This window comes from Bacillus sp. 5w2 (genome assembly GCF_054353775.1).
Genome location: NZ_JBTIWT010000009.1, coordinates 54,239 through 79,667 on the forward strand (window position 1 = coordinate 54,239; position 25,429 = coordinate 79,667).

Sequence of the window (25,429 nt, forward strand, 5' to 3'; positions counted from 1 at the left end):
AATAGCAAATTTTAAGGAAAGATTGGTTTTATCTTATTTATCTTCTTTTGACTTTCAGTATGTGTGATAATTAAATCGAAAGGTCGTGGAAGAATGAAGATAGCTGTGATACAAGCAAGTACCCAAACTAGCAAAAATGAACTGATTTTTGAAGAAACAAGAAGGGCAGTGGCGAAGCATGGATATGAAGTGTTTAATTTTGGTGTTACAATTGAAGATTCGGAGTTAAGCTATATACAAGTGTCCTTAGTTGTTGGTCTACTTCTAAATTCAGGTGCAGTTGATTTTGTCGTCACTGGATGTAGCAGCGGTGTTGGTATGTCGATTGCCTGTAATACACTTCCGAATGTCATTAGCGGTTATCTGCCAACTCCAACAGATGCGTTCCTGTTTGGTAGGATAAATAACGGAAACTGTGCATCACTGCCACTTGGATTGAACTTCGGTTGGGCGGGCGAACTAAATCTTCGCTTCACGCTTGAGAAACTTTTTGAAGAACCGTTCAATACGGGCTATCCTGAAGAATCCGCCGAACGAAAGAAACGTGATGCAGAACTTTTGAAAGAAATCAAGAGTTTTTCACACCATGGCATCGTTCAGATTCTAAGTCAGTTAGATGTAGCTGTTATTAATCCTGTTCTTCAAAAACAAGATTTAGTGAAATTCCTCTTGAGGAATGGCACCAACACAGATATATCAAATTATCTTATCGAACAAACGACGAATTTAAATCACGGTAGATAAATTCTGTATTTTACAATAAGTTAGGCAAATTTAACGTTAACCATAAGCTGATTCAACAAGATTGACCAATTGAGGGATATAATTGCCATTCCATTTGTTATGGGGTTCTTTTACAATCCTTCTCCAACAAAAAAACACATAGCCTTTAGGCAAGGGATGAAAGTGAGATTGGATACGGAGTGCTACTAAATGACCGCAAGGTTTGTGGCACTTTAGGTATCCAAAGTGTGGGTATCCATTATGACAATTTTCGTGTTCTTTCCGTTTTTTGAGTTTAAATCGTAACCAAGATGGTGATTCATTTCGCCCTGAACCATTGCCTCAAACAAAGGTCCACCGATGTCTTTCAAAGCCTCTTGAAAATCTTCAACAGTTTCCGATTGGTAAGCTTCAAAAATTGATTGAGCTAATTTCACGGATTTTGAATCTCTCTTCTAACTATAAGTGTAACCACTCCTTCTTAATTATTTTTGAAAAAGAAAAACCGTGAAGCAACCATCTATCTATGATGGTAGGTTACTTACACGGTTTATATGACACGCTCCAATAATCTATTATTTTTTATTCGTAGCTTTTAAAGTATCTAACACGACTTTGGTTGTGTCTGCAATGAGTTTATCATCGTATTCTGCATCTTCTTTATCATGATTAGAAAGGATGGCAAGAACAATTGGTTTTTTATTTGGTGGCCAAATAATTGCAATATCGTTCCTTGTCCCATAAGATCCTGCACCTGTTTTATCAGCTACTTCCCATCCTTTTGGTACGCCCGCACGTATTAATTTATCTCCAGTTGTATTTCTCTTCATCCAATCTACTAATAGTTCACGTTTCTCCTTTGGAAGTGCAGTTCCTAATGTAAATGACTGAAGTGTCTTAGCTATCGCTTCTGGTGTACTAGTATCATGTGTTTCTCCTGGATTTACTTCATTTAATTCAGGTTCAAATCTCTCAGAATTAGTAACAGTATCACCAATTTCCCTCAATATTTTTTCAAATGCGGATGGACCACCTAACTTTTTAAGAATTAAATTATGTGCAGTACTGTCACTATATCGAACAGAAGCATCTGCAAGTTCTTTTAACGTCATTCCTGTATCCACATGCTTTTCAGTAATTGGATTATAATTAGAAAGGTCTTCTCGCGTATACGTAATCTTTTCATCAAGAGCTTCTATTGAGTTCTGACGTAAAAGAGCTCCCGCTGCTAATGATTTAGATGTAGAGGCAAATGCAAAACGATCATTTGCATGGTAAGCAACAGTTTGATTCGTACCTGTGTCCAGTGCATAAATACCAAGCTTGGCATCATATTCTTTTTCAAGTTTAGCAAAAGAATCATTACCAGTATTTTCTGGTTTAATTTGATTTGTTTGTTTCGTTTGTTTAGGTGATTCAGATGAAGTATTACTATTGGAACAGCCTATTAGTGTTACGCATGAAAGTAATACGACAGGTACAATTTTTTTGTAATGTGAAATGGTAAAGAACTTGTTTAAAACGAACATAAATTTTCAACCTCTTTCAAGAATATATGGATTTTGTTTTGGCGTTTTAAATACCGATGTTAATTAAAGTGTGTATAGGATAACAATAATTTTGAAGTTGAATTTTAACAGGTTAAGCAGAATTAAAACGTTTAGATGAATGAACTGACGCTGTTTGGATTGTTTCTTTTTTTAATTACACTTGTAATAGTCCACCTGTGAAAGTATTAAACTCGTAACATTTAAATGCTGTATTTCAAAACACACTTTTTTACATCACTTTACTTTTGGTAATAATAAGTCCTTTCATATTTTTAGGAATACACGTAATAGACACTCTAAGTAATAAATTTGTTCCATTTTAAAAATAGGAAGAACTTGGTGAACGGTAAAGAAAATACGATGAATTGCAAATAAAATCTATATGGAAATCTAGTACCGTATAGTACAGTGCATATGAAAAATTCCTTAATGCTATTTCTCAAAAAATTATGTTTTTTGGATTATAGACTGTGTTTTCAGAAACATTTCAAGCGTGTAAGAAAAATGAAAGATAATTCAATATGAGAAAAACAACCATACTACTACAATGAAAAACAGAAACATGCTTAAAAATCCTGGGGTAAGATAGCAAGTTATTTTACTGCTTAATACATTCGAACAAGTATGACGCTTAAATAAGAAAAGCTGAAACAAATGATTAATGAGTAGTACATTAATCGTATTTTGAATAAGTCAAAATGTAGGCATGCATTAGTTATCAAATCTCATTCTTAGTAGATAAAATTGGAGGGAATTTCTCATATGAAAATAGTAGAAGTAAAAGAACTTAGTAAAGAATACACAGGAAATGTTTCACATACAGCACTTTCAAATATTAATTTAACAATTACAGAAGGGGAATTTGTTGGGGTTATGGGACCGTCGGGTAGTGGAAAAACAACTTTATTGAATATGATATCTACTATTGACTCACCAACATCAGGTAGTGTATTCATTAATAGTAAAAATCCGTATCAACTTTCGGTCAATGATTTGGCTTTATTTCGCAGACAGGAATTAGGATTCGTTTTTCAATCCTTTAATCTATTGCATACATTAACAGTAAAAGAGAATATGGTTCTTCCGCTCGTATTAGATGGCATGAATGTGAAGAAAATAAATAAACGAGTAGAATCTATTTCGAAAAAATTAGGAATCAACGAAATCTTAAATAAACAAACATATGAAATATCAGGAGGTCAAGCGCAGCGAACAGCGATTGCTCGTGCACTCATTCACTCTCCTAAATTGCTTCTTGCCGATGAGCCGACAGGAAATTTAGATTCTAAAGCTTCTCAAGACGTAATGGAGATATTAACACTATTAAATAAAGAAGAAAAGGCAACAATGATGTTAGTAACGCACGATCCAGTTGCTGCTAGTTATTGTTATCGCATTATATTTATTAAAGATGGACAGTTATACAATGAAGTTTGCTGCAACGGTGATCGCCCACTATTTTATAAAAATATTGTGGACAGTCTTTCTAGGTTAGGAGGTAATAAAAATGACATTTCGACAGCTCGCATTTAATAATGTTATACGGAATAAACGAATATATCTTGGGCATTTTTTTAGTAGCTCATTTGCGGTAATGATTTTCTTCACTTATGGTTTACTCGTCTTTCATCCAAACCTACAAGGCGAGCTGACTCATGTAAGCACCATATTGAGTACGTTTGGGAAGATAGGATTTCAACTATCGTATTACTTAATCTTTGTCTTTTCATTCTTATTTATTTTCTATTCAGTTAGTGCCTTTTTAAAAAATAGAAAAAAAGAGTTTGGATTATTAATGTTACATGGAATGTCTCATCGGCAGCTTCATCAATTAATTTTTTTCGAAAACATGTTGATTGGAATTCCTTCTATACTAGTAGGAATTGGGCTTGGGATAGCTTTTTCTAAATTGTTCTTACTAGTTACTGGGTCCTTATTGGGAGTAGGGCATAGGTTAGCATTTTACTTTCCATTAAAGGCTATGGGAATAACAGCTATCTCCTTTTTTGTTCTATTTCTACTTATTTCATTATTTACATCGAAAATGATGAAAATAAATGAGCTTGTAGAACTCATAAAATCAGAGGAAAAACCAAAAGCTGAGCCGAAAGTTTCCGTCTGGATATCCATGTTGGTACTAATTTTATTTGGGGCAGGTTACTCCTGTGTTCACCACAGTATCGTTGCAGTGAATTACATGGATTTAGATCAATTATTACTACTTGTAGGGGTAGGTGTCTTATTAATTGTTTTTGGAACCTATTTTTTCTTTACTCAATTGTGTGTATATGTGTTATATACTTTAAAAAATAGAGAAACTACATTCTTTAAAAGAACCAATCTTCTTGTTATTTCAGAATTGATGTATCGAATGAAAGATAATGCGAGAACATTCTTTATCGTTACAATTATATCTGCTGTTTCTTTTACCGCAATTGGAGTTTGTACAGCAATTGGGAATCCAGAACTAGCAAAACATGAGACCCCATATGCATTTACGTATCGATCGGATAAGGGGAATATACAAGAAAAAGCCCATATTGAAGAGATAAAGAAGCAATTAAAAGAATATGGATTTTCTTATAAACTTGTTGCAACAGAATTTAAAAGGACACTAAACGGGTTGGCGTTAATTAATCTATCTACGTATAATGAATATGCAAAACAATTAGGGTATGAAATAGAGAAATTAACAAATGAAAATGATAGCATTGCTGTACGACTAAATAAGAACGAGAAAAATGCGGAGGATATAAAAACTTTTGAAATAATACATGGTCAAATAGAGGTTCCACTTTCTGTGCAAAAAACAATTTATATCCCAGAATTATCGTTAATAGAAAAGCCTGTTATTGTCTCTGATGCTGTTTATAATAAGGTCCAAAATGCTCAACAAGAAAACGTACTCCGAGATTACACCATATATGGTTTTATCGTTGAAAATTGGTCTGAAACGAATGCAGTTTCTACTACACTTATGAAGATTATTGGTAAGAATCAAGATGATTATTATATGTTTTCATCTTTGTATTTAAGATGGCTTGAATTGAAACAACAAAACGGATTACTTTCTATCTCAAGTGTAATGGTGGGTATTGTATTTTTCGTATTTACGCTAAGCTTTTTATATTTCCGTCTATTTACTGATTTAGAACGTGATCAAGAGCAATATCAAATGATTTCAAAATTAGGATTGAGTCAAAGTGAGTTAAAGCAAATCGTGACAAGACAAATGATACTACTATTTTTCTTACCGATTATAGTGGCTATGGTTCATAGCAGTTTTGCATTTCTAACGTTTCATCAATTAGGACAAACAGTAAGTAAAGAAATGTCCGTTATTCAAAGTTCAATTGTTGTATTAATAAGCTTTATTTGTATGCAAATTATTTACTTCCTTATTATTAGAAATCACTATTTAAAACGCATATATACAAAAATGTATTCATAGAAAAAGAATGTATAAAAATATAAGCAAAAGCATCCTTATATTGTAAGGATGCTTTTGTATTTACTTCAGTACAGAAGGCGTCGTCTTTTCTAACCAGAGAATGCCATCATATTGTTCTGTCGGAATCATGATTTCTTCTTTATCTTTTATTCCCCAATAACTTGCTGCAGTAGGAGTAAACATCCATGAAGTTTCTGGTAGGTAACTTTCTCCCTTTAGGTTAATAAAAACATGGGGACTTCCCACCGTGCTGATAATTTTTTCAACGCTTTGTTCTTCATGTTCATTATGTACAGGAATAATATCTTCATTACCATCATCCCAACTGCTTCCACTATACGCAAATACACCAATCGTGTACATTTGGTCTTTGATACGTTGCGGAAGATAATCCATCATATTTGGGCCAACATAATTGTATTGCTGCACCTTCGTAAAGTCTAATATCATTTTTGAATTTTGTTTTCGAATATGATAATTATGCCCCCACACAATAATTTTTTTGTTTTTATACTGCATTTCGGTGAGCCATGCGAAATTTTGTGCCATTTTTTGATCTCGGATATAGGTAGCGTAGTCTGCAATTTTAGGTGAGTAGATACCACCTTTAACTTTCATTACAGCATCTAAATGCGTTTTAATCGCATCAATCCGTATATTAATAGATTTCTCCAGAAAGTTCACATCATAGGAAGCGAGAGGTGCGACTTGGGTCAATTCAGATTTATGATTCTGAATAAATGTTCTAACCTTTTCCAACTTGTTAATTACAGGCTGTATTTCCATTTTAAATTGATCATAGGGATATGTTTTCTTTGGATCGTAATACTTATTCAGTTCAATTAACTCTGACACTGCTGCATTAAATTCACTTGCCACTTCAGGACTAAATTTTTGCAACCATTCATTTGCATAGGAGTGGAATGAAGATTTATAAAATAAATTCATATCAAAACCAGCTAATGTGAGTGGCTTTCCTTTTTCTTTTTGTTCTTTCATATAGGTAAATAATTGTTCTACTTCCTCTGTTTGCCATACAACATATAAAGATTGTTTCATCGCTTCCGTAGCGGTTAAATTATCAAAATTTTGCTGAACAGCTGCTGCTTCCCCAAGCCCTGTTTCAAAAGCAAGCACATCATATCCCATTTCCTCATGTAAGTACTTAATCATACGAATTTTGGATTGATTCATTTCCTTTGCACCATGCGTACTTTCGCCAAGTACAACAATGCGCTTGTCCTGTACGGCCTCTTTAAGAAACGATAAATCCTCTGTTGTTTGGGAAGCTGGTTCATTTAATATTTTTGCATGTCCGTTTATCCATTGCTCCCATTTGGGTTGATTGACTGTTTTTTCGGCTGCAAATGCAACAGATGTAAAGGTAGAACAGGCAAGAAGAGTACTCATTAGTCCAAGTTTCCATTTTTTACACACAACAACGCCTCCGAGTATCATAGTTTACAAGCTGAAAATTGAAAATGATAAAATTTACTAATATACCATTTTTTATAATAATACATACAAGGATTTTTTACAATTTAATATTTAGAAAATTAAAAAAGGGTTCTTCAATGTATTGAAAATCCCTTGCTTTCTATATCACATCTTGTATTTCAATACAGATATTGCATGTACGTTTACTACATTACTCTTGTGTGAACAATTCTCTTCACATTGTTTTACTTTCCTAAAGCAGTCCCATTATCTCAGGATCTTATGTGGAATCTAGCATGAGAAAATGAATAGCAAAGTTCATTTTTATGCTTTTAGTTCAATTTACTTATATTTTCATTGTTACTGAACGTTACTTCATTAGCGGTTTGTTTAGATCCAAGGTTGCCTCGTGTGCAAATAAGAATTAGCAAAGCAGCTATACTCAATCCTATCACTACAAATAAATCCGTATTCTTTAAAATAGGGTTGGTGGAATGAGTTTGTACTAAGCTAAATGTATTTACACTCGCATGAACTAGCATGACAATAAATAAATTACCGTGATGGAAGTTATAGACCCATGTGAGAATGATTGAGATCGGTAAACATAGTAAAATAAAAATTGGCAAATGAATATATAGGAGAGAAAGGTCAGAACCCGGGCCATCCCTTTGTGCAGCCGTTAAGAAATGTGGAAGATGCCAAAAAGTCCACAAAACACTAAATAGTAATGTAGCTTTTAACGGTCCAAATTTCGATTGTAATCGAGGCAGAGCGAAACCACGCCATCCGATTTCCTCCGGTAAAGGTCCACCGAGAAAGAAAATTGCTACAAAAGAGAAGAGATAGGTTATAAAAAATTCAAAATTAAGGTCACCGAAAGTAGGTATTTCTCCATTTACTATCACTACACCCAGAAAAATTGCAGCGGGGATAACGATGAGGGTAAACAAGTACCACTTCAAACCGACCTTAGTTGTTAGAATGCTGTTTCTAATTTTCCCATGACTCTTTGTCTTCAAGAGTTCGGAACATGATACACGCTGCTAGCATAGGACCTACACATGCATTGGCATAAAAGAAAAGATTAAACACTTTTGTTTTCGGGAAGATACCCCATTGTGACAAGATAAATGGAATTAATACAACACACGAGAATACATATGCCATTAAAAAAAATGAAGTTAACGGATAGGATTTCAAATACCTTCTCAAACCTGTTGATGAATATTTTGATTTTGTTAAATCCGTCAGTATAATTACCTCTTCAATTTTAAAATCTTACGATATGTACTAATTCTACATGATCTCAAAATGAACCTTTTTGATGTAAGAAAGGGGCGATATGCTACAAAGAAAAGTAGGGATTTCTATAACCGTTTCATTCATTTCTTTGTCTACATTTAAATATATCTAGTTAATAAACAGCTTTATTAACGTTATACAGGTGCAACTAACAATGCAACCAGGAGCAGTGGTAAATCATAAAAAACATGAGCAATTACGCTTGCCCATATAGAATTGGCTTTAAATGCAATCCAGTTGAATGGCAATCTTCCTAGACCAGTTACAAAAAGAATTTGAATTAAATTCCCCTCATAGGTAGAGTAATGCGCCATTCCAAACAAAAATACACCAACAAGTGTTATAAGAATCATCGACCATTTTTCGCTTACCCCTTGTTTTTTCAAAAAGTATATCCCCAGGATAGATGGAATTAAAATTAAACATTCTTCTCCTAACAAACTGCATATAATTTGCAACAGGTGATACATAAATTGGAGTGGGCTATTATCTACAAAAATAGTAGTTTTTCCATTTGCAGCAACTGAAAAATGAAAAACAAATTGTACTAAATATGCAACTAACCCTGTCTGTATGATATTCCATATGAGTCCAATTACAATGATTTTCGTAGCCCTTTTTTGTAGAGGACTAAAAGCCGACCGAATGCCGTAAAAGCCATAGTTCAAGTATAAAGCAATTGCACCAGCTATCGCTAAAAAAGCAAACCGAAATGGAAGAGTGGTATAAACTAAACCTATGTAAGCGAGGCAAAAGACAATCATGCTAATGATTGCACGAAACATACTTGTAGGTTGTTTAGGATATAGGCCGTTCATGATGTTTTCCTCCTAATTTGTTAGATGAAATTTCCAAATTAATTTTATATCAATAAATTGAAATATAAAAGAAGGATTTTCAGAAACGTATATTTAATTCTGCATATTTTTAAAAAAGGAAACTTCTACAGTTATTCTGCTGAAATCGTAATGAAGAAGTATAATGGTTGATAAAAGAACACACATTGAACTACTCCCACTGTCACTTCTAAATGAAGTGAAAGTGGGAGTAGTTCAATGGATACTTATTGCATTTGAGGGGATAGGTGAGATATCATCTTTTTTACATAAATAAAATTTTAAATAACAAATGAACTTTAGAAATTGAACTTAAATTAAAGGAGAGTACGTTATGAATACAATCATGATTGTAGAAGACGATATGAAAATCGCTGAATTACTGGGAACTCATATTAAAAAATATGGATACCAAAGTGTTATTATAGAGGACTTCGAAAATGTCTTAGATATATTTCAAGAGATAAAACCAGATGTAGTGCTATTAGATGTAAATTTACCTAATTTTGACGGTTATTATTGGTGTCGTCAAATACGAGCTATTTCTACTTGTCCAATTGTATTTCTATCTGCAAGGAGTGGAGAGATGGATCAAGTGATGGCATTAGAAAATGGTGGTGATGACTACATTACGAAACCTTTTTATTATGAAGTTGTAATGTCTAAAATCCGTAGTCAACTTAGAAGAGCATATGGTGAATATGCTCCTAAAGTAAAAGAACGAATAGTTGAGCAATCAGGGTTATTCCTGTTCCCAGAAAGAATGGAACTTCAACTAGATGATAAGACAATTTTACTTACTAGAAAAGAAACAAATTTATTGGAAATATTGATAACAAAGTCTCCGCTCCTTGTAAAACGTGAAGTGATTTTAGAACAACTATGGGATAGTTCATACATTGATGAGAATACATTGAGTGTAAATATAGGTAGAATTAGAAGGAAATTGCAGGATTTAGGTATTGAAAACGCATTGGAGACAGTTCGTGGTGCTGGATATCGATTGCATGTTACTTGGGAGGAGGAAGGGAAGGAATAATGAAATTATTTTTACAAGAACATATTCCACTCATTTGTTATACATTTGCCCAATTGCTTATCATCCTATTTATATATTGGTTTGATGGTTATCCACATATATTGACAGCATTATATTCTGTATTTTTGGGTGTTTTTTTATTAATGGGTTATCTAATATATCGTTATTATAGTCATCGTTCATTCTACAAACGTCTATCAACACCAATGGAAGGTTTAAATGAGTCAATAAAAGATAGTAATTTGACGCCATTATCAATTGCCTTAGATAGAGTCCTACAAACTCAATATCAATATTATCAAAACCAATTAAAAAAATGGGAACGAAAACAACAAGAACAAATGACTTTTATGAATCAATGGGTTCATCAAATGAAAACACCTCTTTCTGTTATTGAGTTAATTACACAAGATGCAGATGACTCTCGATTTGACAGTATTAATGAAGAAACTGAAAGTATCAAAAAAGGATTAGAAATGGTCTTATATGTTGCACGTTTAGAAACATTTGAACAGGATTTTCATGTAGACAGATTAAAATTATTGGAAATGGTTGATTCTGTAATTCATGAGAATAAACGTTTGTTTATACGTAGTTATGTGTATCCAGAGGTAAAAGTGAATCCGAATCTTATTGTAGAAACAGATAAGAAATGGTTTCGATTTATACTCAATCAAGTACTGTCGAATGCAATTAAATATTCACCAAGTAAGAAAGAGAAAGTAATAGTATCGGCGTATTCAAAAGGAAGAGCAATTGTTTTGGAAGTAAAAGATTATGGGGTTGGTATTCCTACTGCTGATTTACCACGTGTTTTCAATCCATTTTATACTGGAGAAAATGGTAGGAAATTTAAAGAGTCTACGGGAATGGGATTATATCTTGTTAAAGAAGTATGTGAAAAATTAAATCATAAGATTGAGCTAGAATCTGAGGTAGGTAAGGGAACAAAAATTAGAATCATATTCCCGTATGCATCTCGTTAACCGATGAAAGGTATACCTTTCATCGGTTTTTCTTTTGAATCTTACAAACTTGTTAGATAAATGTTAGGGAAATCGATATGAGACATAATATATATAAGTTACACTTCATGTATCGAAAAGAGAAATGGAAGGTGAAATACTTGTGGAGATACTACATGTTTCAGATTTAGGGAAAGTTTATTCTGGGAAAATTTCTTATACAGCATTATCCCATATTGATTTAAAAATAAACAAAGGTGAATTTGTAGGAATTATGGGACCATCTGGGAGTGGTAAAACAACGCTATTAAATATGGTCTCTACTATAGATGCTCCAACATCAGGAGAAGTATTAATTCATGGAGAAAATCCATATCTGTTATCTCCAGATCAGTTGTCTTTATTTCGAAGACGTGAATTAGGGTTTGTTTTTCAATCATTTAATCTCCTTAATACATTGACAGTGAAAGAAAATATTGTTCTTCCACTTACGCTTGATGGTGTAAGCCCTAGAGAAATGGAAGGTAAAGTGGAAGCTATTGCTGAAAAACTAGGGATAACTGAAATATTAGATAAACGTACGTATGAAATCTCTGGTGGGCAAGCACAAAGAACAGCTATCGCACGAGCTACAATTCATAATCCGAAATTATTACTTGCGGATGAGCCTACAGGAAATCTGGATTCAAAATCTGCTAGTGATGTGATGGAATTATTGACAAAGCTTAATAAAGAAAATAGCACAACGATGATGTTAGTGACACATGATGCAATGGCTGCAAGTTATTGTGATCGGATTGTGTTTATCAAAGATGGACAGTTATACAATGAGATTTATTATGGAGATAATCGCAAAGTATTTTATCAAAAAATTCTAGAGGTTTTAGCATTATTAGGAGGAAATGCAAATGACTTTTCGACAGTTCGCATTTAATAACGTCATTCGAAGTAAACGAACATATTTGGCTCATTTTTTAAGTAGTACGTTTGCTATTATGATTTTCTTTACTTATGCATTACTTGCATTTCATCCTAATTTACAAGGGGATCTTGCTGCCAGTATAACAATCAATACATTTGCAAAGTCAGGATTACAGATATCGCAGGGGTTAATATTTTTCTTCTCATTCTTCTTTATCTTATATTCTGTAAGTGCATTTTTAAAAACAAGAAAAAAAGATTTTGGAATTCTAATGCTACATGGGATGTCGCGTTCACAGTTGAATAAATTAGTATTTATTGAAAATATAATAATTGGTACGGCTTCTATTTTAACAGGAATTACAATTGGAATGGCGTTCTCTAAGTTTATCTTAATTATGAGCAACAATCTGTTAATGATTGATAAAGGACTCCCATTTTACATGCCATTTAAAGCAATTGGGATAACATTTGGAGCATTCTTATTACTATTTTTATTTATTTCACTTTTTACTTCTCGACTAGTAAATGTAGAGCAATTAGTAGAATTAATAAAAGCAGAAGAAAAGCCAAAGCCTGAACCAAAAGCATCCCTTTGGCTATCTTTGTTCGCACTAATTTGTATTGGATTAGGATATACAGCTGTTTTCCATAGTGTTAACGCAATTCATTACAAGGATGTGAAATATGTATTATTCATGATGGCGACAGGGGTGAGCTTTGTTGTACTTGGAACGTACTTCTTATTTACACAACTCAGTGTGTATGTGTTACGTGTATTAAAGAAAAGGGAAAATATTTTCTTTAAGAAAACAAACATACTCATCATCTCAGATTTAGTGTATCAATTAAAAGATAATGCAAAAATGTTTTTTATGGTAACTATTATTTCTGCTGTTGCCTTCACTGCAGTGGGGACTTGTATGGGGTTAGGTAACTCATCCATGGCTGAATCGGATAGCCCTTTTGCATTTTCTTATCGGTCTTATAATAATAACAATTTAGAAAAAGAACATATAAAAAGGATTGAAAGTGAACTCAATGATGGCGGGTTTAATTTCAAACGGGTGACTTATTCAATCAAACAAATTTCAGATACCATTTATAACAGTAATGTTTTATTAAGTGTTATAAAAATAAGTGATTATAATAAGTTAGCTGAGGCATTTGGTTTTGAAAGAGAAAGCTTAAAAGATGAAAATGATAGTTTTGTCATTCCATCAAGAAAAGTTACTAATACAAAATCTAATCAAAATAACTTTCAATTGTTGCATGGAAATATAAGAAAAGCTATGCATGTAAATAAAATACTAACGCCAAAAGAACTACAAGATACAAACATAACGACAATTATTATTCCGGATTCTGTATATAATCAAATGATTGTGGATCCAGAGAGTCAATACGGTCAATTCACTATCAATGGTTTTGTTGTGAAAGATTGGGAGAAAACAAAAAAAGTTGCTGAAAAAATCTTGGCTTCCTTACAGAAAGGGAATAAAGATATAAATGACCCTAGGGTATACAACGAATCATATCAATTTTCGACTTTAATTTTTACATGGATAGCTATGAAGCAAGGTTTTGGACTTGCATCTATCATGAGTGTATTAATAGGTATTGTTTTCTTTACGTTTGCTGCAAGCTTTTTATATTTCCGATTATACACAGACTTAGAACGAAATCAGCAGCAATATAAAATGATAGCAAAAGTTGGTTTAAGTAAACCTGAATTAAAGAAAATTGTGTCACGTCAACTTGCATTACTATTCTTTTTACCCATTGTAATAGCAATTACACATAGTGCAGTAGCTTTTACGGCCTTACAAGAATTAGCCGATTTTTCAGTCTTGGGTAGTTCAATTATGGTATTAATTAGTTTCTTAGTTTTGCAAATTATATACTTTTACGTTGTTCGTGCTCAATACTTGAAAAAAATGTATAAAACAATTTTTTAATTCAAATATAATTAAAAGAAGGAGAATATAGGTTGAAAAAAAGACTTGGATTATTAATAGTATCTGGTATTTCGATTGCCATGTTAGGAGCATGTTCATTATTTGGTACAAAAAATTCTCCAGCAAATGGGCTTTCAATAGAGGTAGAGCAGTTAAATGAACAAACAAGAAATTCTATTATAGGCCTATACAAAGATATAACCATATCACAAGACCAATTCAAAATAAAAGAGGGTAGCATTGATAATAACAAACTAAACATAAAGCTCCCAACACAGTTTGGGGATGCTGGGGCGGATACTCCTAGTAATTTACTATTTATTAGTAGAACAACTGCTGAAAAAATGGTCAAAAAGGGGCTTATACTTGAAAGAGATAATAATCAGGGGGACATTTCTTCAGATCCTGTGGATTCATTACCAAAATCAAAAAAAGGTGAAACTATCTTATTTGCAAATAAAGAATATAAGGACTTAAAAGAAATAACATATGATGCGAAAAAAATGAGTACACAATACGCAGGTGATGTATGGCTAGCGCCATATCGTGGTGGATCCAATGTAATCCTATTAATAGTAGATGATAAATTATTTAAAGAAATAAATGGGAAAGAAAAGACTAGACAGATTCTATCTTTTAATAAATCTTTTGGGAATTTTAATTTAGTCAATCAAGGGAAAGCACCAGAATTAAGTAAGGAATTAGATAAAGTAAAAACGGCTTTAGGTACTGAGGACGGGAGATCTGTCAATTTTTTGAATATTAAAGAAAAGTAAACGATTACGTCTATTTGGGTAGAACTCTGTCACAATCAAGTTAAGCAAAAGAAATACACAAAAATGAAAAATCTCACTTCTTATCTGAAAAAGATGAAAAGTGAGATTTTTTGCTTAGTGGGGTAATGTTCCAGAATGTTGATGGTAATCCATACCCGTCACGCTAAGATTGGATTTTCTATGAAATTCCATTTTCGTTGCTGTATCCCTAGTAACGTTTCTGCTCCGTTACTATACAAACTCAAATTTCTTTCTCATCTTAAAGTGGAACAAATTTATTACTTAAATTGTCTATTCAATGTAATCCTAAGATGCTCTCAAGTGAGGGCATTAATTTTACCTTTGCTTTCTGATTCCCTGTATCCATACAAACTAGGGGATAAAATTAGTAGTCGATTCTTTTCATGCTGATTATGTTAACATGAACCATTGTTTTAGACTGGTTATTAAATGATGTAATATTTAAATTTTGGTTATATAACAAAAAGATGAAGTACAGCAAACAATATTCTTACTTTACGGAGCAGCATTATTAGAAAGAATAGAGAGGAAATAGACAGATTAAGAGTTAATCTAAGTTTTATAATCTATATATTAGGAAAAGATTCACTGTTTCTGGTTAGCATACTTTTTAAATATAAGTATATTTCTGAAGGTGCCCTCTCTAATTTTAAGTAAATCAACAGGAGAATTGAAAGGCAGGAGAATATAGCATGTTAGAAAATCATCGTTCTAGAGAGGAACGACGGCAAGTTAAAAAGAAAAAACAGTCAGCTTCTAAAAAACAAAAACCAAAGGGGAAAACCTCATTTTTTCGTAAATTTTTAATTAGTTGTTTATTACTAGGTATTGTGGGGTTAGTCGCAGGGGTTGCTACTTTTTTCGTTATGATCAAGGACGCACCAAACCTTGAGAAAGCAAAACTTGTTAATCCGTTATCCTCAAAAATTTATGATAAAGATGGGAAATTGATATATGAATATGGGAAAGAGAAACGAACGAATATTATGTATGATCAAATTCCTAAATTAGTAGAAAATGCGTTTTTAGCGACAGAAGATGCACGTTTTTACGAGCACAGTGGCGTAGACTTTAAAGGTACTGCACGTGCAGTTTTAGTCAGCCTAAAAGGTGATTACGGCTCTCAAGGTGGAAGTACGATTACGCAGCAAGTTATTAAAAATTACTTCTTATCGATGGAAAAAACGTCAAAGAGAAAGGCGCAAGAAATATATTTAGCGTATAAGCTGGAAAAACAGTATTCAAAACATGAAATTTTAGAGATGTATTTAAATAAGGTTTACTTAGGCAACCGTTCATACGGAATCGCAGCAGCAGTACAAAACTATTATGGTAAGGAATTAAAAGATTTAACCCTACCAGAAGTTGCGATGCTTGCCGGTTTAATGAAAGCGCCTAATAACTATGATCCAACGAAAGAACAAAATATTCAAAAGGCAACAGAAAGAAGAGATGTTGTTCTTGAATTAATGAATCGACATGGTTATATTACAAAAAAAGAAATGGATGAAGCATCAAAAGTTCCAGTAACAGAAGGACTTAAGGGAGCAACTGAACAAAAAGAAATGCCATATCCTGCGTTTATGGATGCCGTTGTGAAAGAAATTGAAAAAGAGTTGCCAGAAGCTAATATTGGATCTGATGGTTTAGAAATTTATACAACATTAGACCAAAAGGCACAGGATTTTGCGGACATGCTTTTAAATGAAGATATTATTAATTATCCAAATGAGAAATTTCAAGGGGCTTTCACATTTATGGATACGAAAACAGGAGAAGTTCGTGCAATTGGTAGCGGACGTGGTGAAAATAAAGCTGTGTTTAAAGGACATAATATTGCGATTGAATTAAATCGCTCAGCAGGTTCAACGATGAAACCAATTTTTGATTACGCTCCTGCAATTGAATATTTAAAATGGGCTACTTACCATCAAATTGATGACTCTCCATTTAAGTATTCAACAGGACAAGAAGTTAGAAATGCAGATAGAAAGCATTTAGGACCAATTACAATGCGTGATGCATTGAAGACGTCCCGAAATATTCCGGCAATAAAAACTGCAAAAGAAGTAGGAATTAATAAATCAAAAGGTTTCTCTGAAAATCTAGGTATTACTTTTAATGTAGCACCGACCGAATCAACAGCGATTGGTACAAATGAAGCGTCTCCAACTGAAATTGCAGGTGCTTATGCGGCATTTGGTAATGGTGGTAAGTATACGAAGCCGTATTTTGTTAAGAAAGTCGTTTATCCAGATGGAAAATCAAAAAACTTTGAGCAAAAAACAAAACGAGTTATGAAGGATTCCACAGCATATATGATTACTGATATGCTTCGTACTTTTGTTTCATCTGGTTTGGGTACAACAGCCAATATAGGTTCTTTAGATATAGCGGGTAAAACAGGTACAACAAACTATTCTTTAGAACAAATAGCACAATATAATCTACCAGAAAGCGCAACTCGTGATAGTTGGTTTGCTGGTTATACACCACAATATACGATGGCAGTATGGACCGGATATACAAAGGATAATAAAAATGATTATATTAGTAGTAAAAATACGAAAATAGCTCAATTGATTTTTAAAGAGATGATGAGTAAGTTTGCTACAGATAAGTCGCAATTTAAAATGCCGAACAGTGTAGTTCAAGAGGGTAGCGAATTACGTATTAAAGGTGAGAAGCGTGATTCTTCTCCAAATACAAAAATAGCAAATACGACTGAACAGCCTAGTGAAAATAAGCAAAATGAAAAGCAAAAGAAACAAGAAAAATTAAAGAAACCAGAAGAGCAAAAGCAAAGTGAGCTAACCAATGGAAGTGACCGTGGAAATATAGCGCCACCAACCAATGGAAGTGACCGTGGAAATACAGCGCCACCAACCAATGGAAGTGACCGTGGAAATACAGCGCCACCAACCAATGGAAGTGACCGTGGAAATACAGCGCCACCAACCAATGGAAGTGACCGTGGAAATACAACGCCACCAACCAATGGAAGTGACCGTGGAAATACAACGCCATCAACTAATGGAAGTGACCGTGGAAATACAACGCCATCAACCAATGGAAGTGACCGTGGAAATACAACGCCACCAACCGATGGAAGTGACCGTGGAAATACAACGCCATCAACCAATGAAAGTGACCAAGGAAATACAACGCCACCAAATAAAGATGGGAATACAAAAGAGGCACCAGTTAATAATGGACTATAAGTAATAGGAAGAAATTTTTAATTATGTTGCAAATTTTAAAAAAAGCATAAACAGGTTGGTAAATGAAGAACAATGTTCAGGAAGTAGCTAGTAATTGCCGAAGTTCATTGTACGTTGAAAAGGCAAAGCCTCTTTGTATAGTGATTCCAAATTTGTAAACCTTATTTAAAATAAGAATTATTATTATAGAAAAGGAGTGTCTGATGAAAAAGTTTTTAAGAGTAATTCTAATCTTATTGGTGATATTTATAGGAATTATGTTGGGAAGCATAATTTTAAATAAAACATATCATACAGAGTTTAAGTCTTTAAATGAAACGGATCAAAACATGTTAAAAGAACTATCTACTATTTATAAGAGTTTCGAAGAATCGAATGATAAACTTTGGAATAAAGATTATCATTTCGAAAAAAAGCCATTAGTACTGATACATAGTAATAAAGATGGGGGATTCTTTAGACAAGAAGCTTATGCAGTTAATGTAAAAGGAGTAGAAAATAGTATTTTGGCAAAAGAAATAAAAGTCCCAAATTCTTTGCATCTACCTAAAGTCTATCGCTTAACTCGTTTTGATTTTAGAACTGTTTCTACCTGGATGCCTTGGAACTTTGGGACAATAAATATTAACGATATGGATGTATTTTATTTTAAATATTATCCTAAAATGTTTGTTAATCCAGATTTATATTTTGATTTTTCGTCTTTCTTATTACATGAGGCTTTTCATGCTTATAAACAAAAAGATTGGACATATGATTCAAATGGTGGAGAGTATATTCACGAATATCCTATAAATAAAGAAAATTATGCATTAATGGGATTAGAATTTAAGTTATTAGATAAAGCAATGGTTGATACGAACCCAGAAAATATTAATCAAGCATTATATGATTGGACAATTGTACGTAATTATCGCTATAAAAAATGGCCACAATTGATTGGAGAAACAAAAACTGAAGCAATAGAAGGTTCAGCACGATACTTAGAGTATCGTTATAGTAAGTTAACTGGTGGGAAACTTATGGTACTTGCAAAGAAGGAAAAGCCATATCATGTTACTTTTATGGAGGCGTTCAACTTCATTGCTAATGGACAGGCAGAATCTCCAAGGTTTTTAGAGCGGAATATGAGATATGAGACTGGTTCAGCTCTTGAATTAAGCATGGACAGAGCAAATATTCCATGGAAAGAAGCTATTGAAGATAGTGCAACCAAACAAGGAAAGACACCTTATGAAGTATTAAATACGTATTTTAATATAAATAATACGCCCACAATTGAAAATAAAATTAACGAAATTAAAGAAAAAAATGACTATGATGCACTTTTAGAACAAGGAGAAAAACTGATGAAAATAAATAACGAGTAAAGAAAAGATAACTTGAAAAAAGTATATATATTAAAATTATAGTAACATAATGATGATCTACCATTTTAAATTAGAAGAAAGAGTTAATCTAAAAGAGAATTGTTAGTACATCCAATATCTTTAAAGTAATATTCTAATTGTCTATAAGAAAAGTAATAAAAACACTCGTATTGAGTGTTTTTATTACTTTCATTTATCATTTATCTGGTACATAACACGTGTGGTTATTCATATAACATTTCTCTATCTTTGTTTTAGTATTACCTTTTTTATCCCTGTAAAAAATTTCAACTGTCCCTTTTGCACTATTATAATCAAATTCATATGCATTAGGGTATTTGTCTCTAACACTTATTATCCTGAACCAGCACTTGCTGGCACTGCAGAAATAAGTAATGCGGATGTTAAACTTAGCGCCCCAAAATACCTTTTTAATTTTGGTTTTGACATAAAAGATTCCCCTTTATTTTATATTAATCTATTAAAATGATATATATTTAACGCTTGTAAAAATTGATAAATGTATATTGTGAATTTCTAAAAAAAATTTGTTTTTTTTCCATATTAAATTTATAAACCTATAAATCTTCAAGTGTACATATTCATGTTATAGTAAACTAAAGTGTTTAATGGTGACTGTATATCTTGTGAAGGTGAGGTTATTATATAAACTTTTAAAAGAGATTATACGAGTAATTTGTGTTAGCTTTCAACATAGGTGCTAAGAAAGAAACTGCAAAAAAGAACAGTAGACCCACTCTTCGCCGTAGGAAGCTCAAGCGTGGGTTTGAAAAAGGATAATACATACATAAGTAGTAGTTATGAGACGTGATGTTAAAGTATCCCGTCCTTTTTAGCTTATACCATCCAAAGAATTATCGTATTTTGTATATGTAGCATCCCATATTTGATTTCGGGTTCAATCACTTAAATTCAACAGGAAAAATATGTAATCGGTTTGTAAAAAAATAGGCAATCCTCTTTATAAAGGAATTGCCCAATCAAATGAATTAAAAAAAATAACAGACAAATCGATTATACAATAAATCTTAATATAATTATATAATAATTATAAGAACTTCACTTTTAATTAACAAAGGCTAAATATTCTATTATTAAATACACGTTAACACGGTATTAATTATAAGTAAATATAATTAAATGTAAATTAATTATTATTTGCTCTTCTAAAGGAAATTAACTACATTTACTTTAATAATTTTATTATTGATTCTGCAACCGAATGTAAAGTAATAGCATTTCATAACAACTTTAAGTTTTCACTGCATTAAGTTAAAGAGACTTACAATACCGGGAGGAAATCTAACTATTAAATCTACCTTATACATGAGTCAATTATGATATTGTGGAAATTCAAATTCATATAAATATCATACATTTTTGTAAAAGACATCTATTGACACTTGTACATATAAGTAACTATAATCATTACATCAAATTGAATGCATGTTAATACAATCTGATTATGATTACAGGCATGTAAATATAAAAATAGAAAATCTCAATTTGATAAATACAATAGTATGGTAGAGGTGTATATTTTTTTATGAAGCACAAATTCATCGCGACAAGTATCCTCGCAGGAGCAATATTATCTTATTCTTCTAATACTTTAGCAGATACTCAAAAATTTTCTGATGTTCCTAAGTGGGCACAGCAATCCGTTAATTATTTAGTGGATAAACAAGTATTAAGTGGTTACCCAGACGGAAGTTTTGGCTCAAATGATTCACTAGACAGAGCTTCCGCCGCAACAATAATGACAAAAGTTTTAGGTATACAAATTGACTACAATGCAAAACCATCCTTTACAGATTCACAAAACCACTGGGGAGCGCCTTATATTGCCGCAGCTGAAAAAGCTGGCATTATTAAAGGCGAAGGTAATGGAATCTTCAATCCATCCGGAAAAGTAACGCGCGCTGCTATGGCGGCAATGCTAGTAAATGCCTATAAACTTCAAAGTACAACAAATGATAATAGCCAAAGTAAATTTCAGGATTTAAAAGGCCATTGGGGTGAAAGATTCGCCAATGTTTTAATTGATTTAAAAATTTCCGTTGGTACTGATAACGGTTGGCAACCTAATAGATCGATAACACGCGCCGAAGCTGCTCAACTTACTGCAAAAACAGATATGATGCAACTAACTCCAAAGAATGTTTTAGAGGAAAAAGAGATTATTACTGCTACATCATATGAAGATTTGAATTTAACAGTGGCTTCCAAAATCACAGGTCAAGAGATTGATAGTTTTATAGCAAAATATCATTCAGATAGTCCATTAGTTGGACATGGGCAAGATTTTATCAATGCGCAAAATCAATATGGCGTGAATGCTCATTATTTAGCGGCGCATGCGATTTTAGAATCTGGATACGGTAAATCAGAAATTGCATATCAAAAACATAATCTATTCGGATTACGTGCATATGATGGAGATCCATTTAAATATGCAAAATACTTACCAACGTACGGCGACAGTATTGCTTATAACGCTAATTATGTACGAGAGAGGTATTTAGAAGAAAGTGGTATGCATTATAACGGACCAACGTTAGCTGGTATGAACGTGAAATATGCATCAGATAAAGGCTGGGCTAAAAAAATTGCGGGTATTATGGAACGTATGAAACCGTTCCGTGCAGAAGACTATACATATGCAAAAAAATTACCAAAGAGTCCTGAAACATTAGATGTTGAAGCGTTATCTAATGAAATACCGTATAAAATGTATTTAGATGGTTCGGGCGCAAAAATTATTTCATCAGCTGTTTATTACTATGTACCTTATCCATTTGATTTGAAAATTAAAAGTAGATCAGATGTAGATGTAACGCAAAATAATGTTGGTACATTAACTCCTGGAACAAACATCTTTATTTATCGTGAAGATCCAAATGGATGGGTCGAATTCTCTTTTGACGCTAATGGGGAAAAATACTGGACATTAAAAAGTAAATTAAGCATGTAATCAAAAAGCTCTACTTTACTATTCTTAATTGTTTAGCTTTTAATCTTATATATTTATGAGACCAGTTTTTTATTTTCTTAAAATATAGTTATGTATACAAAAAGTTAGAGAATTATTTTCTCTAACTTTTATCCGATAGTATATGGAATTAAAAAGATGGTGGGGTTACTCCGAATATAACAGTGACTTTGTGTAAAGAAGTGTTTTCCCATTTATGCTTTGCATATGGTGGGATTTTAACACTATCACCTGTATCGAGAAGTAAAACCTCATCATTTAAATATAGTCTTACTTGTCCTTCCATAATAAATGCTATTTCTTCACCTTTATGTGCCACAGGTTCTATAGATGAAGCGGTTTGAGGTAACAGATTCATTAAAGCCAATTCCAGTGATCCATCTAAATTGGGAGATAATAACTCATATGAAACGTTACCGCTTTCAGGGAAAGTTATTTTTTTTCTTTGATTAGCTCTTACGACTAATTCTTCCGTATTGGTATCTTCTAAGAAAAAATTAAATAATGGAATATTTAATGCTACAGAAATTAATTTTAATGTTTGTAATGATGGATTCGTGATTCCTTTCTCAATCTGACTTAACATAGAAGGTGTTATATCAGCTAATTCAGCTAAACGTTTACTAGTTAATCCGGCAGCTTTTCTAAATGCCATAATTTTTTGATCAACATTAATATTGTTCATATGCGTAATCCCCTTTAAATAAGTAAAAATTATTAAATTAAAATTAATTTTATTTACTTATACTAAACACATTGTTAATATATACTTAATTATAATAAATTATTATTAATTTTCCAAGCGCCTGCACAGTTGTGAGAAAAATAAATAAGACGAGAAATAATTGGTATTTATACTTCATGTATGTTTTTAGGTATGATGACCAGATTACATGAGGGCATTTCCATACAAGATATTGGGATTGATAATAAAAAAATAGCTGATAGACTGGCAGTTAGAATAGCATCTGGGTTTGTAGATAAAAGATTAGAACTATTTTTAAGAGGTGCATATACAGCTAGTAATAATTATTTATATAAATTAATAAAAGAATTAGTAGATAAAGAAGGAAAAGACTATATACAAAAAATGCTTTAAAACAAAATTTGAATCAAGGTACACATATTGTATGGGGAATAGGAGAAAGTATGAGTTCAAGAGAAGTAATGGAAGAATAGTATCAAACAGGTTCTCAATTAATAAAAAGGGCTTTTAATAAGAAAAGGATAACTCAAGAGTAAACATCAATGCTTTATCATAAAAATTATTAAGGAAGTGAGAACATCATGAAATCAGCTTTAAATAATATTATGATTTCTTTGATTTTTGCATTAGGAGGGGTCATTGCACTTTTATTTAATTTAATGGGAAATCAAGATTGGATATTAAATTGGGTGGGAGTATTACTGGCATATCTATCTTTGGCCATTTTAATAGATTTATCAAATAAAACTGTGTATTATAAAATATTTCCTAAAATACTATACAGAACTTTGTTTATTTCCTTTAATGCTGCAGTATTAGGAATATTTGTAGGGATAACATACCAACTATTAGGAAAGTGGAATGTTACTATAATGATGTACTATTGGTTGATAATCTTATTCTTACATTTAAATACTATAATAACATTAGTTATCTTGATATTTTTAAATCTTAATAATAAAAAAAACAGTTTCCTATATAAGTTTATTATACTTTTAAACATTTTCCTTACCTTAGGGCCAGTGTTATTTCCATTAGTTCTAACTATTATTGGAAATGGTATGATCAGTAGTGCAGGAAATTAATAGGGCTTATCCAGATTATTAAAACTACTAGCAAAGGCAAAATGAGTTTGGTTAAATAACATATAGTGGAATAATAGGATAGAAGGAAGAATTATGGTATGAAAATTAAGCTAAAGAAAAAAAGAATTTTATGTGTATTGTTAGCTATTACATTAGTAGCAATAGGTTATTACATGTTTCAATCTATTACGAATCCTAAGCTAGTAAATGCAGAAGAGGTAAACAGTGTTCAACAAGTGAGCAGTCTACCTAAAAATGAATTAAAAAAATCGATACCTAATCGTTTTGCTGGTAAAGAAAGAAAAGTTGCATATTTATCTTTTGATGATGGACCTGGAAAATATACAGCTAACTTATTAGATATATTAAAAAGAAATAATGTAAAGGCAACATTCTTTTTAATTGGCGACAATGTGAAAAGGTTCCCAGATTTAGTGAAACGAGAGCATGTAGAGAGCCACTATGTGGGCATGCATAGCATGACACATAATTTTAAAAGGTTATACACCAATAAGGAATATGTTAAGGAAATGAAAGAGGATCAATCTTTAATTAGAAATGTTATTGGAAGCTCACCGAAATTAACACGGCCACCATATGGATCAATGCCTGGTTTAAATGAATCACTTCGAAATGAAGTGGTCGGAAATGATTTAAAAGTATGGGATTGGACAATTGATTCTTTAGATTGGAAATACAATAAATTAGCCGTTGATGTAGCGGCCGCAAAAATTGTGCAAAATGTATTGGCAGGTGCGACATCTTCAAAAGAAATTGTTTTAATGCATGATATTCATCCCCAATCTGTCGCGGCAGTTCCAGCAATTATAAAAGGATTAAAAGAAAAAGGTTATGAATTTGAAGCTTATAATGAGAATGATCATTTTCCAATAAACTTCTGGCATGATAATCGTATATAAAAAGATATGTATTAGTAAAAAGGAAATCAGAATGGAATAAGCAATTACTATAGGGTTTAAATATTTGCAGGAGCGTGTTTAGATAAATAGATGAAAACACGCTCTTTTTACCGGACTATTTTTAAATTTAGA

The 25,429-nt window shown here is 32.3% G+C and carries 18 protein-coding genes and 2 pseudogenes; 14 read left to right on the forward strand and 6 right to left on the reverse strand.

The window, feature by feature from the left end; genetic code table 11:
- Window positions 1-93: 93 nt before the first annotated feature.
- Entirely contained in the window at window positions 94-744 is a 651-nt protein-coding gene (locus tag ACXY7N_RS16465) for an RpiB/LacA/LacB family sugar-phosphate isomerase (RefSeq protein ID WP_016089741.1), read from the forward strand.
- Window positions 745-992: 248 nt separating this feature from the next.
- Here ACXY7N_RS16465 and ACXY7N_RS16470 read toward each other — a convergent pair.
- Together ACXY7N_RS16470 and blaIII are read right to left on the reverse strand one after the other, a co-directional pair.
- Window positions 993-1,160, reverse strand: a pseudogene (locus ACXY7N_RS16470) (IS256 family transposase); the annotation flags it as partial.
- A 138-nt stretch (window positions 1,161-1,298) separates the two neighbouring features.
- A complete protein-coding gene (gene blaIII, locus ACXY7N_RS16475) occupies window positions 1,299-2,252 on the reverse strand; it encodes a class A beta-lactamase BlaIII (RefSeq protein WP_016089739.1) in 954 nt (317 codons plus the stop codon).
- Between the two features lie 783 nt (window positions 2,253-3,035).
- Between blaIII and ACXY7N_RS16480 the strand changes: the two genes are divergently transcribed.
- Together ACXY7N_RS16480 and ACXY7N_RS16485 are read left to right on the forward strand one after the other, a co-directional pair.
- Entirely contained in the window at window positions 3,036-3,806 is a 771-nt protein-coding gene (locus ACXY7N_RS16480) for an ABC transporter ATP-binding protein (protein ID WP_488592480.1), read from the forward strand.
- Window positions 3,781-5,724 carry an ABC transporter permease gene (locus tag ACXY7N_RS16485; RefSeq protein ID WP_488592481.1) on the forward strand — a complete coding sequence of 648 codons (1,944 nt, stop codon included), beginning with the start codon at window positions 3,781-3,783 and terminating at the stop codon, window positions 5,722-5,724. Before ACXY7N_RS16480 ends, ACXY7N_RS16485 begins: the two co-directional genes overlap by 26 nt.
- A 60-nt stretch (window positions 5,725-5,784) precedes the next feature.
- Here ACXY7N_RS16485 and ACXY7N_RS16490 read toward each other — a convergent pair whose 3' ends face one another.
- The 3 genes and pseudogenes from ACXY7N_RS16490 to ACXY7N_RS16500 form a co-directional block, all read right to left on the reverse strand.
- Window positions 5,785-7,161 carry an erythromycin esterase family protein gene (locus tag ACXY7N_RS16490; protein WP_016089736.1) on the reverse strand — a complete coding sequence of 459 codons (1,377 nt, stop codon included), beginning with the start codon at window positions 7,159-7,161 and terminating at the stop codon, window positions 5,785-5,787.
- 332 nt (window positions 7,162-7,493) lie between these two features.
- Window positions 7,494-8,418: pseudogene (locus ACXY7N_RS16495) on the reverse strand (CPBP family intramembrane glutamic endopeptidase).
- A gap of 182 nt (window positions 8,419-8,600) precedes the next feature.
- Complete coding sequence (locus ACXY7N_RS16500; RefSeq protein WP_488592482.1) at window positions 8,601-9,284, reverse strand: CPBP family glutamic-type intramembrane protease; 684 nt, start codon at window positions 9,282-9,284, stop codon at window positions 8,601-8,603.
- A gap of 352 nt (window positions 9,285-9,636) precedes the next feature.
- On the opposite strand from ACXY7N_RS16500, the gene ACXY7N_RS16505 reads away from it, so the two are divergent.
- The 8 genes from ACXY7N_RS16505 (at window position 9,637) to ACXY7N_RS16540 (ending at window position 22,568) form a co-directional block, all read left to right on the forward strand.
- Window positions 9,637-10,341 carry a response regulator transcription factor gene (locus ACXY7N_RS16505; protein WP_016089733.1) on the forward strand — a complete coding sequence of 235 codons (705 nt, stop codon included), beginning with the start codon at window positions 9,637-9,639 and terminating at the stop codon, window positions 10,339-10,341.
- Window positions 10,341-11,327 (forward strand): sensor histidine kinase, encoded by a 987-nt coding sequence (locus ACXY7N_RS16510; protein WP_488592483.1) that lies wholly within the window; start codon window positions 10,341-10,343, stop codon window positions 11,325-11,327. The genes ACXY7N_RS16505 and ACXY7N_RS16510 overlap by 1 nt, the downstream gene beginning before the upstream one ends.
- A gap of 142 nt (window positions 11,328-11,469) precedes the next feature.
- Window positions 11,470-12,240, forward strand: coding sequence for an ABC transporter ATP-binding protein (locus ACXY7N_RS16515; RefSeq protein WP_016135651.1), 771 nt, complete (start codon window positions 11,470-11,472; stop codon window positions 12,238-12,240).
- Window positions 12,215-14,185, forward strand: a complete 1,971-nt coding sequence (locus ACXY7N_RS16520) for an FtsX-like permease family protein (protein WP_016135650.1) — start codon at window positions 12,215-12,217, stop codon at window positions 14,183-14,185. Before ACXY7N_RS16515 ends, ACXY7N_RS16520 begins: the two co-directional genes overlap by 26 nt.
- 32 nt (window positions 14,186-14,217) lie before the next feature.
- On the forward strand, window positions 14,218-14,961 hold the full coding sequence (locus tag ACXY7N_RS16525) for a lipoprotein BA_5634 family protein (RefSeq protein ID WP_488592484.1): 744 nt from the start codon (window positions 14,218-14,220) through the stop codon (window positions 14,959-14,961).
- 713 nt (window positions 14,962-15,674) lie between these two features.
- A complete protein-coding gene (locus tag ACXY7N_RS16530) occupies window positions 15,675-18,203 on the forward strand; it encodes a transglycosylase domain-containing protein (RefSeq protein WP_488592485.1) in 2,529 nt (842 codons plus the stop codon).
- Window positions 18,204-18,406: 203 nt separating this feature from the next.
- Window positions 18,407-19,573, forward strand: coding sequence for a hypothetical protein (locus ACXY7N_RS16535; RefSeq protein ID WP_016135646.1), 1,167 nt, complete (start codon window positions 18,407-18,409; stop codon window positions 19,571-19,573).
- Between the two features lie 1,567 nt (window positions 19,574-21,140).
- Window positions 21,141-22,568: an S-layer homology domain-containing protein gene (locus ACXY7N_RS16540; protein WP_016089724.1), complete on the forward strand. Its 1,428-nt coding sequence runs from the start codon at window positions 21,141-21,143 to the stop codon at window positions 22,566-22,568.
- Between the two features lie 148 nt (window positions 22,569-22,716).
- Here the strand turns inward: ACXY7N_RS16540 and ACXY7N_RS16545 are convergent, their stop codons facing one another.
- Window positions 22,717-23,271 (reverse strand): helix-turn-helix domain-containing protein, encoded by a 555-nt coding sequence (locus ACXY7N_RS16545; protein ID WP_488592486.1) that lies wholly within the window; start codon window positions 23,269-23,271, stop codon window positions 22,717-22,719.
- 192 nt (window positions 23,272-23,463) lie between these two features.
- Between ACXY7N_RS16545 and ACXY7N_RS16550 the strand changes: the two genes are divergently transcribed.
- The 3 genes from ACXY7N_RS16550 to ACXY7N_RS16560 all read left to right on the forward strand — a co-directional run bounded on the left by ACXY7N_RS16550 (window position 23,464) and on the right by ACXY7N_RS16560 (window position 25,297).
- Window positions 23,464-23,685: a serine ammonia-lyase gene (locus tag ACXY7N_RS16550; protein ID WP_223267316.1), complete on the forward strand. Its 222-nt coding sequence runs from the start codon at window positions 23,464-23,466 to the stop codon at window positions 23,683-23,685.
- Window positions 23,686-23,873: 188 nt separating this feature from the next.
- Window positions 23,874-24,377, forward strand: a complete 504-nt coding sequence (locus ACXY7N_RS16555) for a DUF3902 family protein (RefSeq protein ID WP_016089721.1) — start codon at window positions 23,874-23,876, stop codon at window positions 24,375-24,377.
- Window positions 24,378-24,475: 98 nt separating this feature from the next.
- Window positions 24,476-25,297 (forward strand): peptidoglycan-N-acetylglucosamine deacetylase, encoded by an 822-nt coding sequence (locus tag ACXY7N_RS16560; RefSeq protein ID WP_016089720.1) that lies wholly within the window; start codon window positions 24,476-24,478, stop codon window positions 25,295-25,297.
- The last annotated feature ends 132 nt before the right edge of the window (window positions 25,298-25,429 follow it).